The sequence below is a fragment of the Amycolatopsis regifaucium genome, from assembly GCF_001613935.1.
GTDB lineage: Bacteria > Actinomycetota > Actinomycetes > Mycobacteriales > Pseudonocardiaceae > Amycolatopsis > Amycolatopsis regifaucium.
This window is the reverse complement of record NZ_LQCI01000034.1, coordinates 824,585-848,378: the sequence shown is the minus strand read 5'-3', so window position 1 is coordinate 848,378 and position 23,794 is coordinate 824,585. Positions and strand designations below refer to the sequence as shown.

General features: G+C 67.4%; 25 protein-coding genes and 3 tRNA genes. 4 read left to right on the top strand and 24 right to left on the bottom strand.

Annotated elements, in window-relative coordinates:
• Positions 1–4 precede the first annotated feature (4 nt).
• From AVL48_RS27930 to rplJ, 12 genes are all read right to left on the bottom strand, one after another.
• On the bottom strand, positions 5–538 hold the full coding sequence (locus tag AVL48_RS27930; protein WP_061979974.1) for a hypothetical protein: 534 nt from the start codon (positions 536–538) through the stop codon (positions 5–7).
• Positions 539–569: 31 nt separating this feature from the next.
• Positions 570–1,835 (bottom strand): MCE family protein, encoded by a 1,266-nt coding sequence (locus AVL48_RS27925; RefSeq protein WP_061979975.1) that lies wholly within the window; start codon positions 1,833–1,835, stop codon positions 570–572.
• A complete protein-coding gene (locus AVL48_RS27920) occupies positions 1,835–3,037 on the bottom strand; it encodes an MCE family protein (RefSeq protein ID WP_061979976.1) in 1,203 nt (400 codons plus the stop codon). The genes AVL48_RS27925 and AVL48_RS27920 overlap by 1 nt, the downstream gene beginning before the upstream one ends.
• A gap of 2 nt (positions 3,038–3,039) precedes the next feature.
• Positions 3,040–4,218: an MCE family protein gene (locus AVL48_RS27915; protein ID WP_061979977.1), complete on the bottom strand. Its 1,179-nt coding sequence runs from the start codon at positions 4,216–4,218 to the stop codon at positions 3,040–3,042.
• Complete coding sequence (locus AVL48_RS27910) at positions 4,215–5,201, bottom strand: MCE family protein (RefSeq protein ID WP_061980572.1); 987 nt, start codon at positions 5,199–5,201, stop codon at positions 4,215–4,217. Before AVL48_RS27910 ends, AVL48_RS27915 begins: the two co-directional genes overlap by 4 nt.
• Positions 5,198–6,229: an MCE family protein gene (locus AVL48_RS27905; RefSeq protein WP_061979978.1), complete on the bottom strand. Its 1,032-nt coding sequence runs from the start codon at positions 6,227–6,229 to the stop codon at positions 5,198–5,200. Before AVL48_RS27905 ends, AVL48_RS27910 begins: the two co-directional genes overlap by 4 nt.
• Positions 6,226–7,569, bottom strand: a complete 1,344-nt coding sequence (locus tag AVL48_RS27900) for an MCE family protein (protein ID WP_082857778.1) — start codon at positions 7,567–7,569, stop codon at positions 6,226–6,228. Before AVL48_RS27900 ends, AVL48_RS27905 begins: the two co-directional genes overlap by 4 nt.
• Complete coding sequence (locus AVL48_RS27895; protein WP_037314104.1) at positions 7,566–8,402, bottom strand: MlaE family ABC transporter permease; 837 nt, start codon at positions 8,400–8,402, stop codon at positions 7,566–7,568. The genes AVL48_RS27900 and AVL48_RS27895 overlap by 4 nt, the downstream gene beginning before the upstream one ends.
• A 3-nt stretch (positions 8,403–8,405) precedes the next feature.
• Positions 8,406–9,158 carry an MlaE family ABC transporter permease gene (locus AVL48_RS27890; RefSeq protein WP_125732839.1) on the bottom strand — a complete coding sequence of 251 codons (753 nt, stop codon included), beginning with the start codon at positions 9,156–9,158 and terminating at the stop codon, positions 8,406–8,408.
• Positions 9,159–9,196: 38 nt separating this feature from the next.
• Positions 9,197–10,366, bottom strand: a complete 1,170-nt coding sequence (locus AVL48_RS27885; RefSeq protein WP_061979980.1) for an ABC transporter ATP-binding protein — start codon at positions 10,364–10,366, stop codon at positions 9,197–9,199.
• Between the two features lie 530 nt (positions 10,367–10,896).
• The gene (gene rplL, locus AVL48_RS27880) at positions 10,897–11,283 is read right to left on the bottom strand and encodes a 50S ribosomal protein L7/L12 (protein ID WP_061979981.1); all 387 of its coding nucleotides are present in this window, start codon (positions 11,281–11,283) and stop codon (positions 10,897–10,899) included.
• 48 nt (positions 11,284–11,331) lie between these two features.
• The gene (gene rplJ / locus AVL48_RS27875) at positions 11,332–11,883 is read right to left on the bottom strand and encodes a 50S ribosomal protein L10 (protein ID WP_061979982.1); all 552 of its coding nucleotides are present in this window, start codon (positions 11,881–11,883) and stop codon (positions 11,332–11,334) included.
• A 328-nt stretch (positions 11,884–12,211) separates the two neighbouring features.
• On the opposite strand from rplJ, the gene AVL48_RS27870 reads away from it, so the two are divergent.
• Entirely contained in the window at positions 12,212–13,078 is an 867-nt protein-coding gene (locus AVL48_RS27870) for a hypothetical protein (protein WP_061979983.1), read from the top strand.
• A 30-nt stretch (positions 13,079–13,108) separates the two neighbouring features.
• Here the strand turns inward: AVL48_RS27870 and AVL48_RS27865 are convergent, their stop codons facing one another.
• The 6 genes from AVL48_RS27865 to AVL48_RS27840 form a co-directional block, all read right to left on the bottom strand.
• Positions 13,109–13,873, bottom strand: coding sequence for an alpha/beta fold hydrolase (locus tag AVL48_RS27865; RefSeq protein WP_061979984.1), 765 nt, complete (start codon positions 13,871–13,873; stop codon positions 13,109–13,111).
• 77 nt (positions 13,874–13,950) lie between these two features.
• Complete coding sequence (gene rplA, locus AVL48_RS27860; RefSeq protein WP_061979985.1) at positions 13,951–14,664, bottom strand: 50S ribosomal protein L1; 714 nt, start codon at positions 14,662–14,664, stop codon at positions 13,951–13,953.
• A gap of 81 nt (positions 14,665–14,745) precedes the next feature.
• On the bottom strand, positions 14,746–15,180 hold the full coding sequence (rplK, locus tag AVL48_RS27855; protein ID WP_020633284.1) for a 50S ribosomal protein L11: 435 nt from the start codon (positions 15,178–15,180) through the stop codon (positions 14,746–14,748).
• Between the two features lie 78 nt (positions 15,181–15,258).
• Positions 15,259–16,110 carry a transcription termination/antitermination protein NusG gene (gene nusG, locus AVL48_RS27850; protein ID WP_061979986.1) on the bottom strand — a complete coding sequence of 284 codons (852 nt, stop codon included), beginning with the start codon at positions 16,108–16,110 and terminating at the stop codon, positions 15,259–15,261.
• 76 nt (positions 16,111–16,186) lie between these two features.
• Positions 16,187–16,639, bottom strand: coding sequence for a preprotein translocase subunit SecE (secE, locus tag AVL48_RS27845; protein ID WP_007031001.1), 453 nt, complete (start codon positions 16,637–16,639; stop codon positions 16,187–16,189).
• A 27-nt stretch (positions 16,640–16,666) separates the two neighbouring features.
• A tRNA-Trp gene (locus AVL48_RS27840) sits at positions 16,667–16,739 on the bottom strand.
• Between the two features lie 206 nt (positions 16,740–16,945).
• On the opposite strand from AVL48_RS27840, the gene AVL48_RS27835 reads away from it, so the two are divergent.
• Genes AVL48_RS27835 through AVL48_RS27825 form a run of 3 tightly spaced genes read left to right on the top strand, consistent with a single transcriptional unit; the run spans position 16,946 to position 19,276 of the window.
• Positions 16,946–17,419 carry a PLP-dependent aminotransferase family protein gene (locus tag AVL48_RS27835; RefSeq protein ID WP_061979987.1) on the top strand — a complete coding sequence of 158 codons (474 nt, stop codon included), beginning with the start codon at positions 16,946–16,948 and terminating at the stop codon, positions 17,417–17,419.
• Positions 17,419–18,306, top strand: coding sequence for a TIGR03619 family F420-dependent LLM class oxidoreductase (locus AVL48_RS27830; RefSeq protein ID WP_061979988.1), 888 nt, complete (start codon positions 17,419–17,421; stop codon positions 18,304–18,306). Before AVL48_RS27835 ends, AVL48_RS27830 begins: the two co-directional genes overlap by 1 nt.
• A 37-nt stretch (positions 18,307–18,343) precedes the next feature.
• Complete coding sequence (locus AVL48_RS27825; RefSeq protein ID WP_143104669.1) at positions 18,344–19,276, top strand: SGNH/GDSL hydrolase family protein; 933 nt, start codon at positions 18,344–18,346, stop codon at positions 19,274–19,276.
• A 264-nt stretch (positions 19,277–19,540) separates the two neighbouring features.
• On the opposite strand, the gene AVL48_RS27820 is transcribed toward AVL48_RS27825, so the two are convergent.
• The 6 genes from AVL48_RS27820 to AVL48_RS27795 all read right to left on the bottom strand — a co-directional run bounded on the left by AVL48_RS27820 (position 19,541) and on the right by AVL48_RS27795 (position 23,578).
• On the bottom strand, positions 19,541–19,945 hold the full coding sequence (locus AVL48_RS27820; RefSeq protein ID WP_061979989.1) for a MaoC family dehydratase: 405 nt from the start codon (positions 19,943–19,945) through the stop codon (positions 19,541–19,543).
• Positions 19,942–20,391: a MaoC family dehydratase N-terminal domain-containing protein gene (locus AVL48_RS27815; protein ID WP_061979990.1), complete on the bottom strand. Its 450-nt coding sequence runs from the start codon at positions 20,389–20,391 to the stop codon at positions 19,942–19,944. Before AVL48_RS27815 ends, AVL48_RS27820 begins: the two co-directional genes overlap by 4 nt.
• A gap of 89 nt (positions 20,392–20,480) precedes the next feature.
• The gene (rpmG, locus tag AVL48_RS27810) at positions 20,481–20,645 is read right to left on the bottom strand and encodes a 50S ribosomal protein L33 (RefSeq protein WP_005152047.1); all 165 of its coding nucleotides are present in this window, start codon (positions 20,643–20,645) and stop codon (positions 20,481–20,483) included.
• A gap of 44 nt (positions 20,646–20,689) precedes the next feature.
• Positions 20,690–20,762, bottom strand: a tRNA-Met gene (locus AVL48_RS27805).
• 49 nt (positions 20,763–20,811) lie between these two features.
• Positions 20,812–20,884, bottom strand: a tRNA-Thr gene (locus tag AVL48_RS27800).
• A gap of 78 nt (positions 20,885–20,962) precedes the next feature.
• Positions 20,963–23,578 (bottom strand): putative bifunctional diguanylate cyclase/phosphodiesterase, encoded by a 2,616-nt coding sequence (locus tag AVL48_RS27795; protein WP_061979991.1) that lies wholly within the window; start codon positions 23,576–23,578, stop codon positions 20,963–20,965.
• Between the last annotated feature and the right edge of the window lie 216 nt (positions 23,579–23,794).

The window sequence follows — 23,794 nt, the reverse complement described above, 5'->3', positions numbered from 1 at the left end:
CGCTTTACTGGCCGGCCGCGACGAGGGGCACGTTGTCGATCCCGGACAGCTTCCACTCATCGCCGACCCTGGTCATCGAGACCTCCAGGCGCAACGCCTTCGAGCTCGCCTTGTCGCCCTGGGTGACCTGGGTGGTGATGGCGGCGAGGAAGCTCGCCTTGCCTTCGTGGTCGTCGAGTTCCTCGACCGCGATGTCCTGGATCGTGGTCGCGACCTTGGTCTTCGCGTCGCCGAGCGCCTTGCGGTAGGTCGACTCCAGCTGGGCCAGCTGCTGGCTCATCTTGTCGTCGGAGACGGCCTTCTGCCGGTTGAAGAACTCGTCGAGGTTCTCGAAGTCGACCTCGGTGTAGGCCTTGATCGCGGTGCCACCGGCCTTCACCACTTCGTCCCGCGAACGCGCCAGGTCGGCGTTGTCGTCCGAGGCCGCCACCGCCCACTGGATCCCGAACAGGCCCGCGGCGAGCAGGGCGGCCAGCGCGAACGCCGCGGCGCCCAGCACCAGCGTTCGCGGCGAGGTCCACGATCGAGAAGAACTCATGACACTCCAGGGTAGGTATACGGTCTCGGGCTCAGCCGGGCAGTCCCAGCAAGGCGCCGAGGCTGGCCAGGCTGACGCCCGGGCTCTGCAGGACGCTCGGCATGCCCTGTGCCGCGCGCAGGCTGGCCAGCTCCTCGGCCGACCGTCCGGCGTTCGCGGCGACGTCGCCCTGCGACGGGATCTGCGGGACCCCGTTGTACGGCACGTTCTGCGAACCGCGCACGTTGATCGGGCTGCCCTTCGGCTCGGCGCAGTACGCGTCGTCCTTCGGCGGGCGCGGCGTCGTGTCGGTGCCTTCGCGGTACTTGTCCAGGCCGATGTAGCCCTTGGTGCACGAAGGCGGGTTGAACAGGTTGAGCGCGAGGCCCAGATGCGCGGTGCCGTCGTTGGCGACGGTGTTGGCGCCCGCCGCGAGCATCGGATAGGTCACCAGCCCCTGCTCGAGCCCGTCGAGCCGCGTCACGAGCAGGTTCGCCGTCGTGAGCAGGTTCGCCGTCAGCGCGCCCAGTCCCGGCCCCGATTCCGCCAGCACCTCGCTGATCTGGGTCGCCACCTGCGGGGTGATCCCGATCAGCTTGCGGATGTCGGCGTCGGAGTTCTTCAGCTGGCCGGACAGTTTTTCGAGGTCCGCGCTGAACGACTTCATCGAGCTCGCCATGTCGTTCTGCGTTTCGAGGACCTGCCCGCCCTTTTCCAGCAGCTGGATCGTCTGCGGCAGGTACTCCTGCGCGGTCGTGGTGAAGCTGCGCGCGGTGTCGAGCAGCCGCTGCAGGTCCGGGCCGGTGCCGTTGAAGGCGTTGTACGACTCGTCGACGACCTTGCGCAGCGAATCGGTCGGCACCGACGCCGCGAGGCTGTCGAGGTCGCCGATGAGCTGTTCGGTGGGCACCGGGGTCTTGACCTTGTCCGCCGGGATGACCGAACCCGGCCGCAGGAACGGCCCGTTCTCGTTCTTGGGCCGCAGGTCGACGAACTGCTCGCCGACCGCGGACCGGTTCGCGACGACGGCGTCCAGATCGGCGGGCACCTGCGGGGCGTCGGGCGCGATGTTGAGATCGGCCTCCAGCCCGCTCTTGGTCAGGCGCAGTTCGCCGACGCGACCGATGTTGAAGCCGCGGTAGGTGACCTCGGCGTTGGAGAAGATGCCGCCCGACTGCTTGAGTTCGAGCTTCACCGTGTAGCCCTCGTCGCCGAAGACCGAGCCGAGCCCGGCGAACCGGATCAGCGCGTACACGATGGCGACCACGGAGATGATCGCGAACATGACCAACTGGATCTTCGTCCTCCGGACCAGCATCAGCCCGCACCTCCCGAGAGCAGGCCGAAGATACCGGCGGGTCCGGTTTGTCGCGGCTGTCCGCCGCTCTGCGGCGCACTCACCTGGCCGCCGCCGACGCCCCCGACGCTGTCCGGGATCGGCAGCGGCGGGTTCACGCCCGGCCCCTCGGTGCCGCCGGTCAGCCCCGGCACCGGGACGACGTCCTGGAGCGGATTCTGCCGGCTGCGGCCGAGATTCTTGAGGATCTCGTTCAGGTTCAGGTCGATCTTCGCGAACAGGTTGAAGTAGTCGCCCTTGACGCCGTCGTAGGCGGCGTCACTGAACGGGAAGGTCAGCAGGATCTCCAGTGCCTTGGGCAGATCCGAGCCCGCCTCGCCGAGCTTCTGCAGCGTCGGCTGCAGCGCCTTGAGGTCGGCCACGAGATCTTCCTTGCTCTTGTTCACCGTGTCGACGGCGACGCCGGAGAGGCTGTTGAGCGCGTTCAGCATGGTCACCAGCTGGCCGCGTTGCTGCTCCAGCACCCCGAGTCCGGGGCCGAGGTTGTCGACCGCGCCGACCAGCTTGTCCTTCTGGCCGTTCAGCGTGAGGGAGAGCCGGTTCAGCCCGTCGAGTGCCCGCGTGATGTTCGCGGACTGCTTGTCCAGGTTCGTCACCAGCTGGTTGGTGTTGTTCAGCAACGCCTTGAGTTCCGGCGAGCGGCCGCTCGTGGCGTTGTTGAGTTCCTTGGTGATGGTGTTGAGCTGTTCGACCCCACCTCCGTTGAGCAGCAGCGAAAGCGCGCCGAGCAGCTCTTCGACCTCGACGCTGCGGTTCGTCCGTGCCAGCGGGATGACCGCGTCGTCGGCGAGTTTGCCTTGACCGTCCGACGGTGCGGCCAGCTCGACGTACTTCTCGCCGAGCAGGCTCGACTGCCGGACGTTGGCCAGCGCGTTCGCCGGGAGCTTCACATTGCCGTTGACCCGGAGGGTGACCTCGGCGTTCCAGCCGTCCGGCGTCAGCCCGATCGCCTCGACCCGGCCGATGGACACCTCATTGACCTTCACCCCGGCCTGCGGGGTCAAATCGAGCACGTCCCGGAACTGCACCTTGACCGTGTACGGGTGGTCGCCGAGTTCGGCGCCACCGGGCAGCGGGATGTCGTAGATCCCGCTGAACCCGCACCCGCTCAACGTCAGCGCGGCGACCGTTCCGGAAGCGATGAGAGCGAGAGACCTCTTCATGTTCACTTCGCCGCCGTTCCGTAGAGCTGACCGGCGATGGGGAGCGGAAGCGGCGGCAACTGGCCCGCCTGCGACGACTGGATCACCTGCGCGATCGACGGCAGCGGCACCAGCCCGTCGACCAGCCCGGCGATCCCCTTGCACGCGTCACCGAGCGCGTCGAGCGCGTCCGGGGTCTGCTTCAGCAGGTTGCACACCATCACCAGCGGCGGCTGGGTGAGTTCGTTCAGGTTGGCCCGCGCGTCGAGCGTGCCCGACGACGCGTTGTAGGTGTTGACCAGGTTCCCGAGGCCGACCGGGGCGACGTCGAGGACCTCGGCGAGCGCGCCGCGCTGGTCGACGAGCACCTTGGTCACGCTGGCCAGCTTGTCCACATTGGACTTCAGTCGGTCGCGGTTCTTCTCGATGAACGCCTGCACCGCGGTGAGCGTGTCGGACAGCTGCTTCACCGTGGCCGCGAGGTTTTCCCGCTCCCCAGCGAGGAAACCGCTGACGTCGGCGAGCTGCCGCTCGAAATCGCGGACCTGTTTGTCGCTGTTCACCAACGTCTGCGAGAAGGAGCCGAGGTTCTCGACCGTCTTGAACAGGTCGCCGGAGTTGCCGGACAACGTGCCCGCCGCCTGGCCGAGTTTGGTGATCGTGTCGTGCAGCGCCTGCCCGTTGCCGTCGAAGTTCTTCGCGGCGGTGTCGAGCAGGTTCGACAGTGAACCGTTCTTGTTGGCGCCGTCGGGGCCGAGCGACTTGCTGACCCGCGAGAGGCTGGCCGCGAGTTCGTCGACCTCCAGCGGGACCTCGGTGCGGTCGAGGCCGATGACGGCGCCGTCGTCGATGCGCGGGCCGCCCTTGTAGGCCGGGGCCAGCTGCACGTAGCGGTCGCTGACCAGCGACGGCGACACGATGATCGCCTTCGCGTCCGCGGGCACCGCCACCGAACGGTCGTATTCGAGTTCGACGCGGACCTGGTTGCCCATCGGCTGGATCCTGGTGACCGTGCCCATTTCGACGCCGAGCATCCGGACGCTGTTGCCCTCGTACAGCCCGACGGCACCGGCGAAGTAGGCGGTCAGATGGTTGCGGCCGGCGTCCTTGAGCGTCCACCACAGCGCGCCGGCGACCACCAGCGCGAGCACGATCGCGATGGTGAGGCCGCGGGCGAGGCTGTCTCCGAGACGGGTACTCATTTCTCGTAGCACCCCTTCTCGTTGATCGGGCCGAACGACGGCAGGACCAGTCCGCAGATGTAGTTGTCGAACCAGCGGCCGTTGCCGATCGTGTTGGTGAACACCCGGATGAACGGCGCGAACCGCGCGATGCCCTGGCCGAGCGCGTCCTGGTTGCGCTGCAGCATCGAGGTCAGCTGGTCGAGCTGGGTGAGCACCGGGTCGAGCTGCGCGTCGTTGTCGTCGACCAGGCCCTTGAGCTGGGTGGCGAGGTTGCGCGAGCCGTCCAGCAGCGCGGAGATCGCCTCCTTGCGGCGGGACACCTCGCCGAGCAGCTTGTTGCCATCGGACAGGAGTTTCTGGAACTCGGCGTCGCGGTCGACGAGCGTTTGCGAGACCTGCCGCGTGTTGGCCAGCAGACTCGCCAGCTGCGAGTCCCGGGAAGCGATCGTGTCCGAGAGGCGCGAAAGGCCGGTGAGGGCGCCCTTCACGTCGGCCGGGGTGTCGGCGAAGGTCTCCGAGATGACGTCGAAGCTCTTGGCCAGCTGGGCGGTGTCGATGTTGTCGACCGTCTGCGAAAGCCCGCGGAAGGCGTCGAGGACGTCGAACGGCGACATCGTGCGCTCACGCGGGATGGTGGCGCTCGGGTCGAGCGTGCGCTGCCCTTGCGGGTCGAGCGCCAGGTACTTCTGGCCGAGCACGGTCTTGATCTTGATCGCCGCGCTGGTCTTGTCGCCGAGCCAGGCGTCCTTGACCTTGAAGGAGATCCGGACCTTGTCGCCGTCGAGCTTGATCTCGGAGACTTTGCCGACCTTCACGCCGGCGACGCGGACGTCGTTGTCCTCCTGCAGACCCGAGGTCTCGGAGAAGTCCGCGCTGTAGGTCGTCCCGCCGCCGATCACCGGCAGGTCGTCGGAGTTGAGCGCGGCGAGGAAACCGAGCAGCAGCACCGAGATGCCGACCAGCGCGATCGGGACCGGATTGCGTTTCTGGAACGACTTCATGCCGTGCACCTCGCCCGGTTCACCGGCAGCAGCGGCAGGTTGATCGGTTCGTTGATCAGCGGAGGCAGGGCGACGGCTCCTGTCATTTCACAGGCGAAGAAGTTGAACCAGGACCCGTAGTCGGCGGTGCGGGTCAGCGCCGTCACCTTCTGCGGCAGGAACTGGATGAAGTGCTCGACGATCGGCTGGCTGTCGTTGAGGTTCTTCGACAGCGTGCCGAGCGCGGCGATGTCCTGCTTCAGCGGCTCGCGGGCCTCACCGAGCAGGCCGGACGTCGTCTGCGCCAAGGTGCCGAGCGAGTCGATGGCGTCACCGATCGGCTCGCGGTCCGCGGCCAGCCCGGAGACCAGCTGCTGCAATTTGACGATCAGGTCGTTCAGCTGCGGCGTATGCGCGTTGACCGTGTCGAGCACCGAGTTCAGGTTGTCGATGACCTCACCGATCACCTGGTCCTTGTCGGAGATCGTGGTCGCCAGCGACGCGGTGTGCTTCAGCAGGCTTTCGATCGTGCCGCCCTCGCCCTGCAGGACCTGGATGACCTCGTAGGACAGCTTGTTGATGTCGTCCGGGTTGAGCGCGGTGAACAGCGGCTTGAACCCGTTGAACAACTGCGTCAGGTCGAGCGCCGGCGTGGTCCGCTCGAGCGGGATGTTGCCGCCGGGCTCCAGGGTCTTGCCGGAGGAGTCGGTGCCCTGCCCGAGGGAGACATAACGCTGGCCGACCAGGTTCCGGAACTTGATCTGCGCGGTCACCCCGGCGGGCAGCTTGCGGCCGGCGTCCACTTCGAACTCGACCTCGGCCTGGCGCCGGTCGACGATGCGGACGTCCTTGACCTGCCCGACCCTGACGCCCGCGATGCGGACGTCGTCGTTGGGCAGCAACAGGGTCGCGTCGCTGAAGCGCGCCTTGTAGGCGTTCGTGCTGGTGGTGTTGATGTTGGCGATGCTGATCCCGAGGATCGTCGTGAACAGCACGGTGACCACGACGAAGACGCAGAGCTTGATCAGCGGTGCGAGCAATCCCCTCACTGGACATGCACCTCCGCTCCGCGGTAGAGCGGACCGACGAGCAGCGAGCCCCAGCCGGGCACGTCCGCGGCGGACATGCCGACCTGCGGGGCGACCAGCTGCGCGAGGAAGTCGGATTCCGAGGTGCTGTACGACGGGTCACCCGCGGGCGCGCCGCCGCCGTTCCCGTTGTAGCCGCCGTAGTTCGCGAAGCCGTTGGACGGCGAGAGGCCGTCGTTGGCCGAGCGGGCGGGCGGTTTGACCGTGCTGCCGTCCTTGATCGGACCGTCCGGCGGATACTGCGGGAACGGGTCCGGGAACTGCTTCAGGTCGTAGCAGCGCGGACCGCGTTTGTCCTCGAACCGCGGCTCGTCCTTGCCCGGCAGGTACGGGCCGCGGTTGACGGTGACCTCGATGGTCGCGTGCAGACCGGGCCGGTTCGTGCCCTTGCCGAGGGCCTTGTCGATCTTCGGCAGGTTGTCGGCCATCTGCCCGATCACGCACGGGTACTCCGGCGAGTACTTCGCCAGCAGTTCCGCCGTCGGGCGGGCCGTGTCGGCGAGGCGGATCAGGTTGTCGGCGTTGTTCCGCAGGAAGGTCTGCAGGTCGACCGAGGCCTGGGTGACGCTGCCGTAGAGGTTCGCCAGGTTCAGTTTCTGGTCGACGACCGTGCGCGTGGTGGTGCTCAGGTTGTCCAGCGTCCGCACCAGATCCGGGGCGACGGCGTTGAGATTGTCCGAGAACTTCGCGAGCTCCTTGAGGTTCTGCTGGAGCTGGGGCTCGTGCGGGTTCAGGTCGCCGACGTAGCTGCCGAGCTGCGCGAGGGTGTCACCGAGCTGGTCGCCGCGGCCGTTGAGGGCGGTCGAGATCGCCGAAAGCGTGCTCGACAGCTTCTGCGGCTGGACCGCCTGCAGGACCGGCATCAGGTGAGCGAAAGCCTGCTCCAGTTCGACCGCGCTGGACGTGCGGTCCTGGGTGATCACGTCGCCTTCGCTGATCGTCTTCGCCGACGGCGCGTCCGGGATCTCGAGGGAGACGAACCGCTCACCGAACAACGTCTTCGGCAGGAATCGCGCCGAAACGTTCTGCGGGATCAGTTTCGCCGATTCGGGCTTCAGCGCGAGCGTGAGTTCGGCGCCGTCCGGCGTCGCGGCGATGTCCTGCACCGAACCCACGATGAGACCGCGGACCTTCACGTCGGACTGTTTCAGCAACTGGTTCCCGATGCTGTCCGATTGGAGCTTCACGCTCACCACCGGCGTGAACGCCTTTTCGTACAGCGCGATACTCAGCGCCACGCCGCCGACGATCACGGCGACCAACAGCAGGCCCAGCAGCCTGCGCCGCAGTGTCGCGATCATCCTGCGATCCTCACCGTGACGTCGGTTCCCCAGATCGCGAAACCGATGAAGAAGTTCATGATGGACACCGTGACGATGCTCAGCCGGACCGCCTTGCCGACCGCCACGCCGACACCGGCGGGGCCGCCGGAGGCCCGGTAACCGAAGTAACAATGGGACAGGATGATCAAGACGCTGAACAACAGCACCTTGATGAACGAATACAACACATCCTGCGGAGGTAGGAACAGGTCGAAGTAATGGTCGTAGGTACCCGCTGACTGGTTGTAGATGTAGATAACGACCAACCGGGACGCGAGATACGAACTCAGCAGCCCGATGACGTACAGCGGGATGACCGCGACGAAACCGGCGATGATCCGCGTGGTCACCAGGTACGGCAGGCTCGGGACGCCCATCACCTCGAGCGCGTCGATCTCCTCCGAGATCCGCATCGCGCCCAGCTGCGCGGTGAACCCGGCGCCGACCGTCGCGGAAAGCGCGAGGCCCGCGACAAGCGGCGCGATCTCACGGGTGTTGAAGAACGCGGTGAGGAAGCCGGTGAAGGCCGAAGTGCCGATCGAGTTCAGCGCCGAGTAGCCCTGCAGACCGACTAGCACGCCGGTGAACAGGGTCAGGCCGACCATCACGCCGACCGTGCCGCCGATGACCGCGAGCGAGCCGGAACCGAAGCTCACCTCGGCCAGCAGCCGCAGGACCTCTTTCATGTAGCGGCGCAACGTCCGCGGCGTCCACAGCAACGCGCGGCCGTAGAACGACATCTGGTCGCCGAGAGTGTCCAGAGTCTGCAATGGACGGTTGGCGACCCGCTTGGCGCCTTGGAGAAAGGTCATGCGTCAGTCCAGCTTTCCGGGCACGATCTGCAGGTAGATCAGTGTGATCACGAAATTCACCACGAACAGCATGAGGAACGTGATGACGACCGACTGGTTGACCGCGTCGCCGACGCCCTTCGGGCCGCCGGACGGGTTCAGTCCCCGGTAGGAGGCGACGACAGCGGCGATGAAGCCGAAGATCAGCGCCTTCAGTTCGCCGACCCAGAGGTCGGGCAATTGGGCCAGCGCGGAGAAGCTCGCCAGGTACGCGCCCGGCGTCCCGCCCTGGAGTACGACGTTGAAGAAGTAGCCGCCGAGCACGCCGATGACGCTGACCATGCCGTTGAGCAGGAGCGCCACCAGCATCATCGCGAGGACACGCGGCACGATCAGGCGCTGGACCGCGGAGACGCCCAGCACCTCCATCGCGTCGATCTCTTCACGGATCGTCCGCGCGCCGATGTCGGCGCAGACGGCACTACCGCCGGCACCCGCGACCAGCAACGCGGTGACCAGCGGGCTGGCCTGCTGCACGGTGGCCAGCACCGACCCGGCGCCCGTGTAGGACTGGGCGCCGAGCTGGCGGGCGAGGGAGCCGAACTGCAAAGAGATGACCGCGCCGAACGGGATCGCGACGAGCGCCGTCGGGAGGATCGTGACGCTGGCGATGAACCAGGCCTGCTGGATGAACTCCCGCAGCTGGAACGGGCGCTGGAAGATGCCACGAACGATGTCGAGGCCGAGAGCGAACAGGTTCCCGGTCTCGCGCACCATGCCGATCCCGGGAATCTTCGCCGATGAAGCGGAGGAACTCACGCGCCACCTGACCCCGGATCATGTGGCCGCAAGCGGTGGTTGCCCGGTCTCCCGGGGTGCGGGATGTGGGCGACCTGATCGTCGGGCAGCTGCCCCTGGTGGTGGTTCGGGATCGACGTGTCGGTGGGCGCCGACCGGTGCCCGGCGGTCGCGAGCCGCTCGGAGCGGACGCCGTAGCGCTGCTGCTCCTCCGGCGAAAGCGACTCGATGATGCTCTGCTGTGCCTCGTGCGGAAGGCCGTGCAGGATCTGCATGACGCGGTCCTTGCGACGGACCGCGCCCATCCGCGTCGGCACGCCCGGGGTGGGCTGCATCTGCGGCGGCACCCCGGATACGTCCTCGACACCGCCCGCGTGGTGACCGGCCTCGAACATGGCGCGCTCGGCGGCGAGCTGGGCCGAGTCCTTCTCCTCGCTCATGCCGATGGGGCCGTCCATCTTGCCGTTGAGGAACTGCTTGACAACCGGCTCCTCGCTGGTCAGCAGCACCTCGCGCGGACCGAACATGACCAGTTCCTTGCGGAAGAGCATGCCCAGGTTGTCCGGCACGGTGCGGGCGAGGTTGATGTTGTGCGTGACGATCAGGAACGTCGCGTCGATCTGCGCGTTGACGTCGAGGAAGAGCTGGGAGATGTAGGTGGTGCGGACCGGGTCGAGGCCCGAGTCCGGCTCGTCGACCAGGATGATCTGCGGGTCGAGCACCAGGGCACGGGCGAGACCGGCGCGCTTGCGCATACCGCCGGAGATCTCGCCGGGCAGCTTCTTGTCGGCGCCGTTGAGACCGGTCATCTCGAGCTTTTCGAGGACGATCCGGCGGACCTCGGTCTCCGACTTCTTCGTGTGCTCGCGCAGCGGGAAGGCCACGTTGTCGTAGAGGTTCATCGACCCGAACAGCGCGCCGTCCTGGAAGAGGACGCCGAAGAGCTTGCGCACCTCGTAGAGCTGGTGTTCGGAGCACGTCACGATGTCGACGCCGTTGATCATGCACCGGCCGCGGTCCGGCTTGAGCAGACCGATCATCGACTTCAGAAAGACGGACTTACCGGTTCCGGACGGACCGAGCATCGCCGAGACCTCGCCCGGGGGCAGGGTCAGCGTGACGTCCCGCCAGATGGCCTGCTTACCGAAGGACTTCGAAAGACCTTCGATGACCACCTCGGCACCCATCGCACCTCCAGGAGCTGTTCCGCGTCGTCGCGCACTGCCTTCCCGTGCCACTGGCTCGAGAGAGCGCACGCGTCCGCGCAGCGATACCCGCGTCAACCAGGTGCAACGAGCTGAGTGCGAACAGGTTACTCACCAGTTTTCTTTTCTGGCCAGACCCGCGGGTAACTTTTCGCGCAGCCGCTGTCGGCCCGTGCACCGCTGGCAGCACCGTAGTGCACGTCACCCCCGCTCGCAGATCCACAACTCGGTCCCCGCCCAGGTCGGCGCGCTGCGCGCATCACGATTAGGGGGCTAAACGCAGGTCAGGCGCGCTGCCGCTCCCCGCCGCCGGGCGCCGCCCCGTGTCGCGGTTAGCGGGCTAAACGCGATCCGGTGCCCTGGGCGCGCTCAGGTACTTAGCGTGGCTACGCGTCGCGATCAGGGGGCGAAAGTCGACACGGGGGCGGGGCGGGAGACAGCGAAGGGGCGGGCATCCGTGGTGGATGCCCGCCCCTTCGGCGTTGCTGCGGTAGGCGCTGTCGCGCCCGGGATCACTTGATGGTGATCTTGGCGCCAGCAGCCTCGAGCTTCTCCTTGGCGGCCTCGGCGGCCTCCTTGTCGACCTTCTCCAGGAGGGCCTTGGGAGCGGCCTCGACCAGCTCCTTGGCCTCCTTCAGGCCCAGGCCCGAGACGACCTCACGGACGACCTTGATGACCTGGATCTTCTTGTCGCCGGCCGACTCGAGGACGACGTCGAACTCGTCCTGCTCCTCGGCGGCCGCGGCCGGGGCGGCACCCGGGGCGGCGGCGACGACGGCAGCCGGGGCGGCCGCGGTCACGTCGAAGGTGGTCTCGAATTCCTTGACGAACTCGGACAGCTCAAGAAGGGTGAGCTCCTTGAAGGCGTCGATCAGCTCGGTGGTGCTCAGCTTCGCCATGGTGGCTTTCCTCTCTGAAACGAACTAAAAGTTCGGGGTGGGGGGTGTTCAGCTCTCGGCGGGTGCTTCGGCTGCTTCGGTACCGGCGTTGCGCTGCTTGTCCTCCAGCGCGGCAGCCAGGCGAGCGACCTGGGACGCCGGCGCCTGGAACAGCGCGGCGGCCTGGGACAGCTTCGCCTTGAACGCGCCCGCCGCCTTGGCGAGCAGGACCTCACGGCTGTCGAGATCGGCGATCTGGTTGATCTCGTCCACGGACAGCGTCTTGCCGTCCATGAAGCCGCCCTTGATCACAAGCGCGTTGTTGTCCTTCGCGAAGTCGCGAAGCGCCTTCGCGGCGTCAACAGCTTCACCCTCGACGAAGGCGATGGCGGTCGGGCCGACGAACAGGTCTTCAAGGCCCTCGATGCCCGCGTCCGTGGCGGCACGCTTGACGAGGGTGTTCTTCGCGACCCGGTACTTGGCACTGGTGCCGAGAGCGCGGCGCAGCTGGGACAGCTGGGACACGGAGAGGCCGGTGTACTGGGTAACGACTGTGGCCGAGCTGCTGCGGAAGCTCTCCGCGATCTCGGCGACGGCCGCCTCCTTGTCGGGCTTCGCCATGGTCGCCTCCTCTCTTGGCTAGTGGTCCACTGGCCTTGAGAGCCCTGAAACGACGAAACGCCCCAGCGCAGACAGGCGCGGGGCGTCAGGGCACGCGACGACGTACGTCACGGGCGAGCCTCGTTCCTCCTGCGCGGGTCGCCCGCCCTAGCGGGGCCTTCGTTCTCCAGGCCAGATGACCGGGAGAAGACCAGCGGTCTTCGGTAGAACCTTGACAAGGATACGTGACCCCTTTTCGCTCCTCGACGCACCCCCTCTGAAGTCGCGTTCAGCGGGCTAAACGCGACCGGCGGAGTGCACAGGAGGGCTCGCGGGGCATCATGGTGACGTGGCGGAGCAGCGTGATGACGGAAAGCCGGGCAACGAGCCCGGCACGGACATCGAGCCCAAGGCGGGAGGTCAGCCCGCGCCTCGGCTGGACGAGGAGCAACTGCGCCAGTTCCAGCAGTTTCAGCAGTTCCAGGACTATCTGAAGTTCACCGAGGCACAGCAGCAGGGCCTGGTGCCTTCGCAACCCGCGCAGCCCGTGACCCAGCACTACGGCGGGCAACCGCCGGTGCCTCCGGGACCGCCGCCCGGTGAGCTCGTCCCTGCTCCTCGCCAGCGCGTGCCGCGGTGGTTGCGACGACTGGGCGGGAAGCTGCTCGCCTGGGTGATCGTGATCGTGCTGATCTGCGTCGGGGCCACCATCGCCTACCGGCAGATCTTCCCCGATGACGAGGGCAAGACGTCGGAACAAGTCGCCGCGGAAGGCGGCGGCACCTATAAGACGAACAAGATCCTTACCAGCGCCTCCCCCTACGAAGCCGTTCGCAGTGTCTACGACGGGATCGCTCAGCACGGGGCGGGAGAAAAGAGCATGGTCGCCCTGGTCTGCGGCAAGTTCGAAGAGCGCACTCAGCAGCAATTCGCCATCGACGTCAACGCCAAAGATTGTCGAGATGCCGTCGAGAAACTCCACACCGAGGTCAAGCCCGGGAAGGTCAACGACTACGCGGAGTCGATCTCGAAGCGGTCGGGCTGGCCGCCGGGCGCAAGTGTGCTCGTGAAGTCCTGCGATTTCATCATCACAGGCGGCCCTGCTCTCGGCGACTTCACCGTCTCAACGGTGCAGAACGGCCAGTGGCTGATCACCGAACACGCCCCCGGCCCCAAGGCGTGCCCTCCGCTGTCCCCCTCCACCACGCCCAGCTGATCGCGTTTAGTCCGCTAAAGGCGACGCGGGTCAGAGGTCGTGCGAGGTGAGGAAGCCGGCGAGGGCGGAGCCGAAGCCGGGGTGCATGACGGCGGTCATGTGATCGCCGGGAACGCGGACGAGGCGGGCGCCCGCGATGGCGGCGGCCAGGCGTTCGGGCTCGGCGGCCAGCGGATCGGTTTCTCCGGCCAGGACCAGGGTCGGGACGGCGATCGCCGTCAGGTCCAGTTTCGGGTTCGCTGTTCCGCGCGCGACGGCCGCGAGAGCGACGCGGTCCGCGCGGAGAGCCTCGGCAAGAGCCCTGAAAGGCGCTGAAGACGGCGGAAGCGTCGAAGGGTCCGGAGCGAGCAGTGCCTCGCTGATCGCTTCCGGCGTGACGACTCGCGTGTCCACGCCGCCGAAGTCGACGATGCCCGAGCCGACTCCGCCGATCGCGAGGCAGCGGATCCGCGGGTCGGCGGCCACCGCGCCGAGCGCGATCATCGCGCCCATCGAGTAGCCGACCATCGACACCTCGTCGAGGCCCAGTACGTCGAGCAACGTGGACACGTCGCGGACCATCGCGTCGTCGCCGTAACTCGCCTCATCGTGCGGCTTCGCCGACCGGCCGTGCCCGCGCGCGTCGAGGCCGATCACGGTCAGCCCCGCCTGCTGCAGGGTGGCGACGACGCCGGGCGCGATCCAGTTGGCGTTCGTATCGGCGGCGAAACCGTGTTGCAGCAGCACCGGGCGCCCTTCGCCCTCCCACACGGTGTAGCTCAGCTGGAGCCCGTCGAACGACGCGAAGGTAGGCATGCCCTCCAGCAAACACGACAAAGGGGCGGCCCCGCTGTAGCGGGACCGCCCCTTTGTCAGTGATGTGCGACTCAGCGTTACGCGTCCTCGGAAAGGAGGTTGCGAGTACGGGCGGGGTCGACCGGGATACCCGGGCCCATCGTCGTGGAGACGACGACCTTCCGCAGGTAACGGCCCTTCGCCGACGACGGCTTGGCCCGCAGGACCTCGTCCAGCGCGGCCGCGTAGTTCTCCACCAGCTTCTCGGTGTCGAACGAGACCTTGCCGATCACGAAGTGCAGGTTGGCCTGCTTGTCGACGCGGAAGTTGATCTTACCGCCCTTGATGTCCGAGACGGCCTTCGCGACCGCGGGGGTCACGGTGCCGGTCTTCGGGTTCGGCATGAGGCCACGCGGGCCGAGGATGCGGGCGATACGCCCGACCTTCGCCATCTGGTCCGGCGTCGCGATCGCGGCGTCGAAGTCGAGCCAGCCACCCTGGATGCGCTCGATCAGTTCGTCGGTGCCGACCGCGTCAGCGCCGGCGGCTTCGGCCTCGGCGGCCTTGTCACCAACGGCGAAAACGATGACGCGAGCGGTCTTACCGGTGCCGTGCGGCAGGTTCACGGTGCCGCGGACCATCTGGTCGGCCTTACGAGGATCGACACCGAGGCGCATGGCGACCTCGACGGTGGCGTCCATCTTCGACTTGGAGGTCTCCTTGGCCAGCTTCGCGGCCTCGAGCGGGGCGTAGAGCCGCTCGCGGTCCACCAGCTCAAGAGCCTGACGGTAGGCCTTGCTGTGCTTGGGCATTACTTCTGTCCTTAACTCTTCAACGGATCAGTGTGGTGTTGGAGCCAGCCCTGGCTCTCCCACGGTGGTGCGGGGTGAAGCTCAGTCGACGACCGTGATGCCCATCGAGCGGGCGGTGCCGGCGATGATCTTCGCGGCCTGGTCGATGTCGTGCGCGTTCAGGTCGGATTCCTTGGTCTTCGCGATGTCGCGGACCTGGTCCCAGGTGACCTTGGCGACCTTGGTCTTGTGCGGCTCGCCGGAGCCCTTCTCCACGCCCGCGGCCTTCAGCAGCAGCTTCGCGGCCGGCGGCGTCTTGAGCTTGAAGTCGAACGAGCGGTCTTCGTACACGGAGATCTCGACCGGGACGACGTCCCCGCGCTGCGACTCGGTCGCGGCGTTGTAGGCCTTGCAGAACTCCATGATGTTGACGCCGTGCTGACCCAGCGCGGGGCCGACCGGCGGCGCGGGGTTGGCCGCACCCGCCTTGATCTGCAGCTTGATGATCGCCGCAAGCTTCTTCTTCTTGGGTGGCATTTCGTTTGTTCCTTCTTACTGACTTGAGTCCCCCGCACACCTGCCAGTACGCGGGGACTGCCGGCCGTCTGGCGGCCGTCAGATCTTGGAGACCTGGTTGAACGACAGCTCGACCGGGGTCTCCCGGCCGAAGATCGACACCAGGACCTTCAGCTTCTGCCCGTCCACGTTGACCTCGGAGATCGTCGCGGGCAGCGTCGCGAACGGGCCGTCCATGACGGTGACCGACTCGCCGATCTCGAAGTCGACCTCGACCGCGGGGCCGCCCAGCTGCGACTCGGACGAAGCAGCCTCGCCCTTGCCGGACTTGGCGGGTGCCGCGGCTTCGACCTTGGGCGCGAGGAACTTCAGCACCTCTTCCACGGTCAGCGGCGACGGGCGCGAGGTGGCGCCGACGAACCCGGTGACACCCGGCGTGTTGCGCACCGCGCTCCACGAGGCGTCGTTCAGGTCCATCCGGACCAGGATGTAGCCGGGCAGCACCTTGCGCTGCACCTGCTTGCGCTGGCCGTTCTTGATCTCGGTGACCTCTTCGGTCGGGACCTCGATCTGGAAGATGTAATCCTCGACGTCCAGCGTCTGGGTACGGGTTTCGAGGTTGGTCTTCACCTTGTTCTCGTAGCCCGCGTACGAGTGCACGACGTACCACTCACCGGGAGCGGCGTTGAGTTCCGCGCGCAGCTTCGCGACCGGGTCGAGTTCCTCGGCGGGCTCGGCCTCGGCGGCGGTGTCGGTGTCGTCGTCTTCGGTCTCGACGGACGCCTCTTCGGCCTCCGCGACGTCTCCGGCTTCGTCGACCTCGTCGCCTGCGGCGGGCACCTCGACGGAGTCCAGGTGCTCGGACTGCTCGTCGCCGAGTGCCGCGTGCACCTGCTCGTCGGAAAGCTCGGTCAGCTCATGACCGGCTGCTGTGCCGTTGTCGGAGGTCACGTTCCGTCCTCTCAGTTGATCGGTTGCCGTGGCGCCGGCCACCGTGCGGCGCGGTCAAGCGCCGCGACCGGCTGCCTCAGCTGCCGAAGACGGCACCGACGACCTCTTTGAAGGCCAGGTCGAGGCCGCTCACCAGCGCCACCATGAACACCACGAAGACCAGCACCACCGCGGTGTAGGTGACCATCTGCTTGCGGTTCGGCCAGATGACCTTGCGCAGCTCGGCCCAGACTTCGCGGATGAAACGCATCAGCCGGGCGAAGATCGACGCCTGCTTCGGCTTGCGGTCGCGCTTCGGAGTCGCCGTGCCTTTGGCGTCCTTGGATTTTTCGGTCTTGTCCCCGGCCTTCGCCTTGCCGGCGGGGCGGGTCTTGTCATCCGACTTGGCGTCGGCCTTACCGGACGGGCGCGCGGACGCACGGCGCTCACGCCGGGCAGCGGCGGTCACCGGGCGGGACTGTTCGTCGGGCTTCTGCCCGGCGCCGTCCTGCGCCTTCTCACCGCTGGCGTCGCTGTCGCTCACGACCACTCCTCCGCCTTCACCAGTTCGCTTACGCAGGGGTGACAGGACTTGAACCTGCAACCTGCGGTTTTGGAGACCGCTGCTCTGCCAATTGAGCTACACCCCTTTGGCGCCCCGATGCTCTGGGGCGCCCGAGGACGCATTCCATCGTCCCCACCGCCGTGGCGGGGATGACCGTAGTGCGTTCCGAGACCAGAAGTCTACGGCAACCCCCGAACAGCTTCGCAACCGCGCCCCTCAAAGCGGCGTGGAGCAGCCTTCCGCGAGGAAACTCCCCCACAGCCGACCCCATGATCGTGCCACGATGTCGCCATGAGCGCTCCCGCACCCTCGCTTTCCCCGGCGTCCCGCGTCTCGGCCCGCATCGGCGGCAGCACGCCGTCGGCCACGCCGGCGGTCGACGCGAAGGCCCGGGAGCCCAAGGCGAAGGGCCGTCCGGTGATCGGGTTCGGGGCGGGGCAGCCGGACTTCCCCACCCCGGCCGACGGGCTCGATGCCGCCGAAGCGGCCGTCCGGGACAGGGTGAACCACGGCTACACCGCCGCGGGCGGGCTGCCGGAGCTTCGCGAGGCGATCGCGGCGAAGACGACTCCCGTGCCGCTCGGCGCCTTCTACCTATACCCGTCGAGGAAAGCCTTACTGGGCAAGGAAATCCGTGGCGAGCGGCCGAAGGACACGGTGGCGCTGGCCGATTTGCTCCTGCGTGAGGCCGAGGTCGCCGTGGTGCCCGGCGAGGCGTTCGGGACACCCGGGTACTTCCGGACTTCCTACGCGCTGGCCGCGTGATGCGTCTGGGAATCGCCCTTCCGCAGTACGGCCCTCTCGCGACGATGGACGCCGTGGCCGGTTTCGCGACCGCGGCGGAGGAACTCGGCTATGCGTCCTTGTGGGTCGGAGACCGGGTGCTGGCCCCGGTTTCGCCGTCGGACTTCTACCCCGGCGGCACCCCGGAACGGCCGTACCCGCCCGAATTCGTCACCTTCGCCGATCCGCTGATCCTGCTGACGGTGGCCGCGAGCGTCACGAAGAAGGTCCGGCTCGGGACGAGCACGCTCACCGGAACGGTGTATCCGGCCGTGGTGCTCGCCCGGATGCTCACTTCGCTGGATCAGGTGAGCGGTGGCCGCCTGGACGTCGGCCTGGGCATCGGCTGGCTTCGCGACGAGTACACCGCGACAGGCACGCCATGGACGGGCCGTGGAAGGCAACTGGAGGAGCTTCTCGACGTCCTTCGGGAGTTTTGGACCGGCGATCCGGTCGAGCACGAAGGCGAACGCTGGCGGATCCCGGCGTCGAAGGTCGGGCTGCGGCCGGTGCAGAGCCCGCATCCGCCCGTGTTGCTCGGCGGGTTGTCGGCGGCGGCACTGGACCGGGTCGGCCGCCGCGCCGACGGCTGGCTGCCTGCCGGGCTGCCCGTGCCCTACCTCGCGAAGCTCTGGGAGACCGTGGCGAGCGCGGCGGAGAAAGCCGGCCGCGACCCCGGCGCGCTGCGGCGGGTGCTGCGGATCAATCCGAAACCCGGCACCGACCTCAGGGACGTCGCGGGTCAGCTGGAAGCGGCCGCCGAAAGCGGGATCACCGAGGCCTTCGTCGACCCGCATTACCTCGCGCGGGACGTCACTCACGCGCTCGATCTCGCCGCGGAGCTGCGCGGCCTGGTCCCGGGCGACTGAGGAACGGGCGTCATCGGCCCTAAGTCCGATGACAAAAGTGGCCTCGGTCGCGTACAACGAACGGGTGACGCAGCGGAGAACTGGCGGTGGCTGCCTGTTCCTGGTGATCGTGCTGTCGGTCCTGGGGATCGCCTACCACCTGTGGGAGCGCGGAACATCGGTGACACCGGCGGGGGTCACCACCTCGGATGGCACGGGCCGGTATGTCGCTCTGGGTGACTCCTACACGGCGTCGCCGGGCACCGGACGGCCTGTCGGCGCGCCCGCCGGCTGCGACCGTTCGGACAACAACTACCCGAGCCTGCTCGCCGCGAAGCTGCGGCCGGCCGAGTTCGTCGACGTCAGCTGTGGTGGCGCCACGACGGAACACCTGACCGGCGCACAGAAGACCCGCGACGGCACGAACGCTCCGCAACTCGATGCGATCGACGGCGACACGACCCTGGTGACTGTGGGGATCGGCGGCAACGATGTGGGCTTCGTCGGCTTCGCGAGCCAGTGCGCGACGCAGCACCAGACCGCTTCGCCGTGCAAGACCCAGCTGACCGCGGGCGGACGCGACCAGCTCATGGAGCGGATCACCGCCGCCGCGGACCGGTTGGGCGGAGTTCTGGATCAGATTCGCGCGAAGGCACCAAAAGCGCGCGTCGTGGTCGTGGGATACCCGACAGTGCTTCCGGACGACGACGGCGGTTGCTGGCCGGTGCTGCCGGTCGGCGCCGGGGACATGGCCTACTTCCGCAGCTCGCTCGCGCGGCTGAACACCGCGCTGCAGGAGACGGCGAAGAAGCACGAAGCGGGCTTCGCCGATATGTCGACCGCGAGCAAGGGGCGCGACATGTGCAGTGCCGCGAACCGGCGGTGGGTCGAGGGCCCAGCGCCCGCGGTTCCCGCGGCGCCGCTGCATCCGAACGCCCGGGGCGAGGAGGGCATGGCGGAGGTCATTGAGAAGCTGCTTAAGCTCGCGTAGGGACCTTGGCGAGGGTCCTCGTGGGGGCCCACTTCTTGTCGATGAATGTGGGGACGTTCAGTGTCCCGATTCCTTCATCGACGGCTCACCCGACGTCGCCCTAACGCTGCTTAAGCTCGCGAAGCGCCTTCGCGGCGCTTCGCGAGCCGACCCGGAGCCTTCGCAAGCCCTCTGACCTGCGAAAAGAGAGCAAGGGACCTTTGCTATCGCTTACTTAGCCATGCTAAGCGACGCTAGCAAAGGTCCCTTGCTGTCGTTTTCGGGTCAGTCGCGCGCGATCACTTGGGCCTTCCCCAGGACCGCCTTGCCGTCGAACTTGGCGGTGATGTCGATCCGCGCGGTGCCGTCGTCGTTGACCACGGCGACCTTCCCGGTGAACTCGATCGTCGCCGCGCCGTCGTTCGGCACGACCACGGGGCGCGTGAAGCGCGCGAAGTAGTCGACGAGACGGCCCGGGTCACCCAGCCAGTCGGTGACAAGCCGCGCGCCGAGCGCCATGGTCAGCATGCCGTGCGCGATGACGTCCGGCAGGCCGACCTCCTTCGCGAAGGCCTCGTTCCAGTGGATCGGATTGAAGTCCAGCGAGGCACCGGCATACCGCACCAGCTGCTCCCTGGTGACTTCGACGGTCAGCGGCGGCAGTTCTTCTCCGGCGGTGAACGTGCTCACGCGCCCTCCCCTCGGACCACGAGCTGGGCGTGCGTGGTGGCGATCGGGCCACCGTCGGCACCGGCGATCTCGGCGCGCAGGTTGATGAAGTCGTTCCCCGCGCGGGCCATGATGTTGTCGATATGCGTGGTGAGCGACAGGACGTCGCCCGCGTGCACCGGCCGCACGTAGGTGAACCGCTGGTCGCCGTGGACCATCCGCGAATAGTCCAGCCCGAGTTCGGGGTCGGTGACGATCGCGTTGATCGAGGCGAGGTTGATGATCGTGAGGAACGTCGGCGGCGCGATGACGTCGGGGTATCCGGCCGCCTTCGCCGCTTCGGTGTCGCGGTAGAGCGGGTTCGCGTCGCCGAGCGCGTCGGCGAACTCCCGGATCTTCTCCCGACTCACTTCATAGGTACTGGTCGGCGGGTACACCCGCCCGGTGAACGACTGGTCCAAGGCCACCCGAGCAGGCTACAGAACCCGGAAACGCCCGAAGCCGCCCTGGTGTGACCAGGGCGGCTTCGGGTAAGACTGGTAGAACCGCTAGACGCTCAGCGGGTCTCTTTGTGAGTCCGGTGCGTACCGCAGTTCGGGCAGAACTTCTTCATCTCCAGGCGATCCGGGTTGTTGCGCCGGTTCTTCTTGGTGATGTAGTTGCGGTGCTTGCACTCCTCACACGCGAGCGTGATCTTCGGTCGCACGTCAGTGGCAGCCACAGCATTTCCTTCTCTCTAGGCCTGGGACACCCAGGGTTACCGCGTAGCGGTGGCCGGACTTGAACCGGCGACACAGCGATTATGAGCCGCTTGCTCTGCCAGCTGAGCTACACCGCCTTACATGCTCCTGGCCGCGACACGCTTGCGTGACGCGGCTGAGGTCGCGAGCCCCTTTACGGAATCGAACCGTAGACCTTCTCCTTACCATGGAGACGCTCTGCCGACTGAGCTAAAGGGGCCTGCCTCTCGCGAGGACTTGGAAAGATTACCAACGCCGGAAGACCCGGAGTTCAGGGGGGTCCTCTTACCGCAAAACCTCAGGTCAGCAGGGTCAAGACGGTCTCGGAGTGGCGGCCGGGCGAGCGCGCCGTGCGGGCCTGCAGCCACGCCTCCAGACGGTCCTCCGGCAGCGGCCGCGAGATGAGGTAGCCCTGTGCCACGTCACATCCCATCGCTTCGAGCTGATCCCGCGCGACGTCTTCCTCGACCCCCTCGGCGACGACCGTGAGGCCGAGCGAGTGGCCCAGTTCGACGATGGAGCGCACGACGGCGAGGTCGCCGAGGTCGGTACCCATGCCGAGGACGAAACTCTTGTCGATCTTGACCTGGTCGACCGGGAGCTGCCGCAGGTAGGCCAGCGACGAGTAGCCGGTGCCGAAGTCGTCCACGGCGAGCACGATGCCCAGCGAGTGCAGTTCCCGCAGGATCGGCAGCGCCTTCTGTGGGTCGGACATCACACCGGATTCGGTCAGCTCGAAGGTGAGCAGCTCGGGCGGGATGCCGAAGCGGTCGAGTTCGCGCGCGACCTTCGTCGGGAAGTCCTCGTCGGCCAGGTTCCGCACCGACAGGTTCACCGCGGCGGAGATGCGCAAGCCTTCGTCGAGCCACTTCCGCACGCGCTTCAACGATTCTTCGAGCACGAAGGACGTCAGGACGCCGATGAGGCCGGCGGCTTCGATCGCCGGGACGAACTCGTCCGGGCCGAGCCTGCCGAACTCCGGATGCACCCAGCGCACCAACGCCTCGACACCTTGGATCTGCCGGTTCGGCAAGGTGATCTTGGGTTGATAATGGACGCTCAGCTGGCCTTCTTCGAGCGACTGCCGGAACTGCGTGACCATCTGGAACCGGCGCATGAAGATCTGGCCCATGCTGGCCATGTAGCCGCGCACCTCTTCACCGCCCTTGGTCGCGCGGACGGCGACGTCGGCGCGCTGCAGGAGCCCGTCGACGTCGACCTGCTCGTCGTCGTCTGCGGAGGACGTGGCATAGCCGATCATCGCGTTGGCCTCGACGGAAAGCCGGTCCACCGGATACGGGGCGACGAGTTCCGCGCGAAGCAGTTCCGCGGCGGCCTGAGCGCGCTCCGGCGCGCAGCCGACGAGAAGCGCCGCGAAGGAAGCGCCTTCGAGCCTGGCGAGCGGGACGTCGGGGCCGAGCGCGTCGCGGATGCGGCGGCCGGCGGCGATGACCATCCGGTCGGCCCACACGTAACCGAGCGCGTCGCTGACGGTGGAGAAGACGTCCAGGTCGACCCGCAGCACGACCGCGTCGACCTGTTCCCGCAACGGTTCCTTGGCGACCTGGCGGAAGCCCGGCCGGTTGAGCAGGCCGGTCAGCGGATCGTGGTAGGCGTCGTGGCGCAGGGTCGCGAGCAGGCGCCGGTTGTCCAGCGACGTCGCGAGATGGCTGGCCATCGTGCCGAGCAACTGGACGTCGTACTTGCCGAAACCACGCCAGCGCGAAAGCCGGTCGTGCGCCTCGACGACGCCGAGGAGCTGGTTCGCACTGCGCAGCGGGACGACCAGCGCCTCCTGCGCGCCGCGGTCGAGCAACGCGGACCGGACGTCGGGATTGGCTTCGGTGATCCGGAAATGCCGGACGTGCGCGCCGGGAAGGCGCAGCAACGGGTCGTCGGCGGCCGGATCCACCGGCGGCAGTTCGTCGCCCGCGACGACCATCCGCATGGTGTCCTTGGGTTCCAGCCGCAGCCGGAGCACGACACGGCCGGCGGCCAGCTGGTCCTTGATGCGTTCGGCGATGGTCGCCCACTCACGGACGTCCACTCCGCCGACGAGTTCGTCGGCTCGTCCGGCGGGACGCGCGGCCGCCTGCTGACCGGACCGCGCGACCATCAGGCTGACGTCGGACAGCGCTTCCATGTCGCGCTGTTCGCGGAGCAGATCGGAGTAGGCCCAGTACAACGCGGTGAGCCCGAGGAACACCGCCAGCACGAGCGGCCAGGCCTTCGGGGTACCGGAAATGACCAAATAACCGGAAAGACCGACCGAGGCGTTGACGAACCCGACGACGAGGATGCGGCCGGTGAGCCGGATCGCGGTGCTGACCCGCATGCGGCGGCGCAGCACGCGGACGGCGGCGAGCGCGAGCAGCGTGCTGACCAGTGGTGCGGTCAAAGTGCCTGCCAGGGCGGCGATCCAGGTCATGTCGTGCGCGCCGGAGGCCTGTTTCACCAGTCCTGCCACGGCGAACGCGCCGGTGATCTCCAGCAGGAAGGCGCCGGCGTTGTAGAGGACGCGGCCCGCGACCTTGCGGGCCAGCAGGGTTCCGATGCCCGCCGCGAGATGCGCGGCGAGGACGACTTCGAATGGTGCGACGAAGAATCCGATGACCAGCGGGATCTCGGTGAACGAGATCGTCCACGAGATACCGCTGCGGACGTCGACGTTGATCCCGAGTTGTTCGGCGAGCAGGAAGGCGAGCGCGAGGATCGGCCCGATCCACAACAGATCGTCGGAGGCCTCGAAGTCCAGCCACAGACTGACCGCGGCCGCGGCGGCGATGCCCATGGTGAGTACGGCGAAGGTGTAGACGCGGAATCGTCGCTCGTCGGTTCGAGCCTCCGTAACGGCCCCTCCCTTGCCCGGTGCCGCCTGTGCGGTGCTCCCGGGGCTGCCGTTCGTGTCCGGCATCCGACCTTCCTTCCCGGCTGCCCAACCGATCTTGTCCTACCGCGACCTCGGGGACGAGGGCAATACAGTACCCCGGAGGGCGTACCCAAGTCCCATTCGAGACAGTATGAGATCACCCCAGGGTTAACAATGGGCTCGTCGCGCTGACCTGCGCGGACCAAGGGGTGAAATGGGAGCGTTATTCGCGTTCCTTCCGACTACCGGAAGTCACTTGGC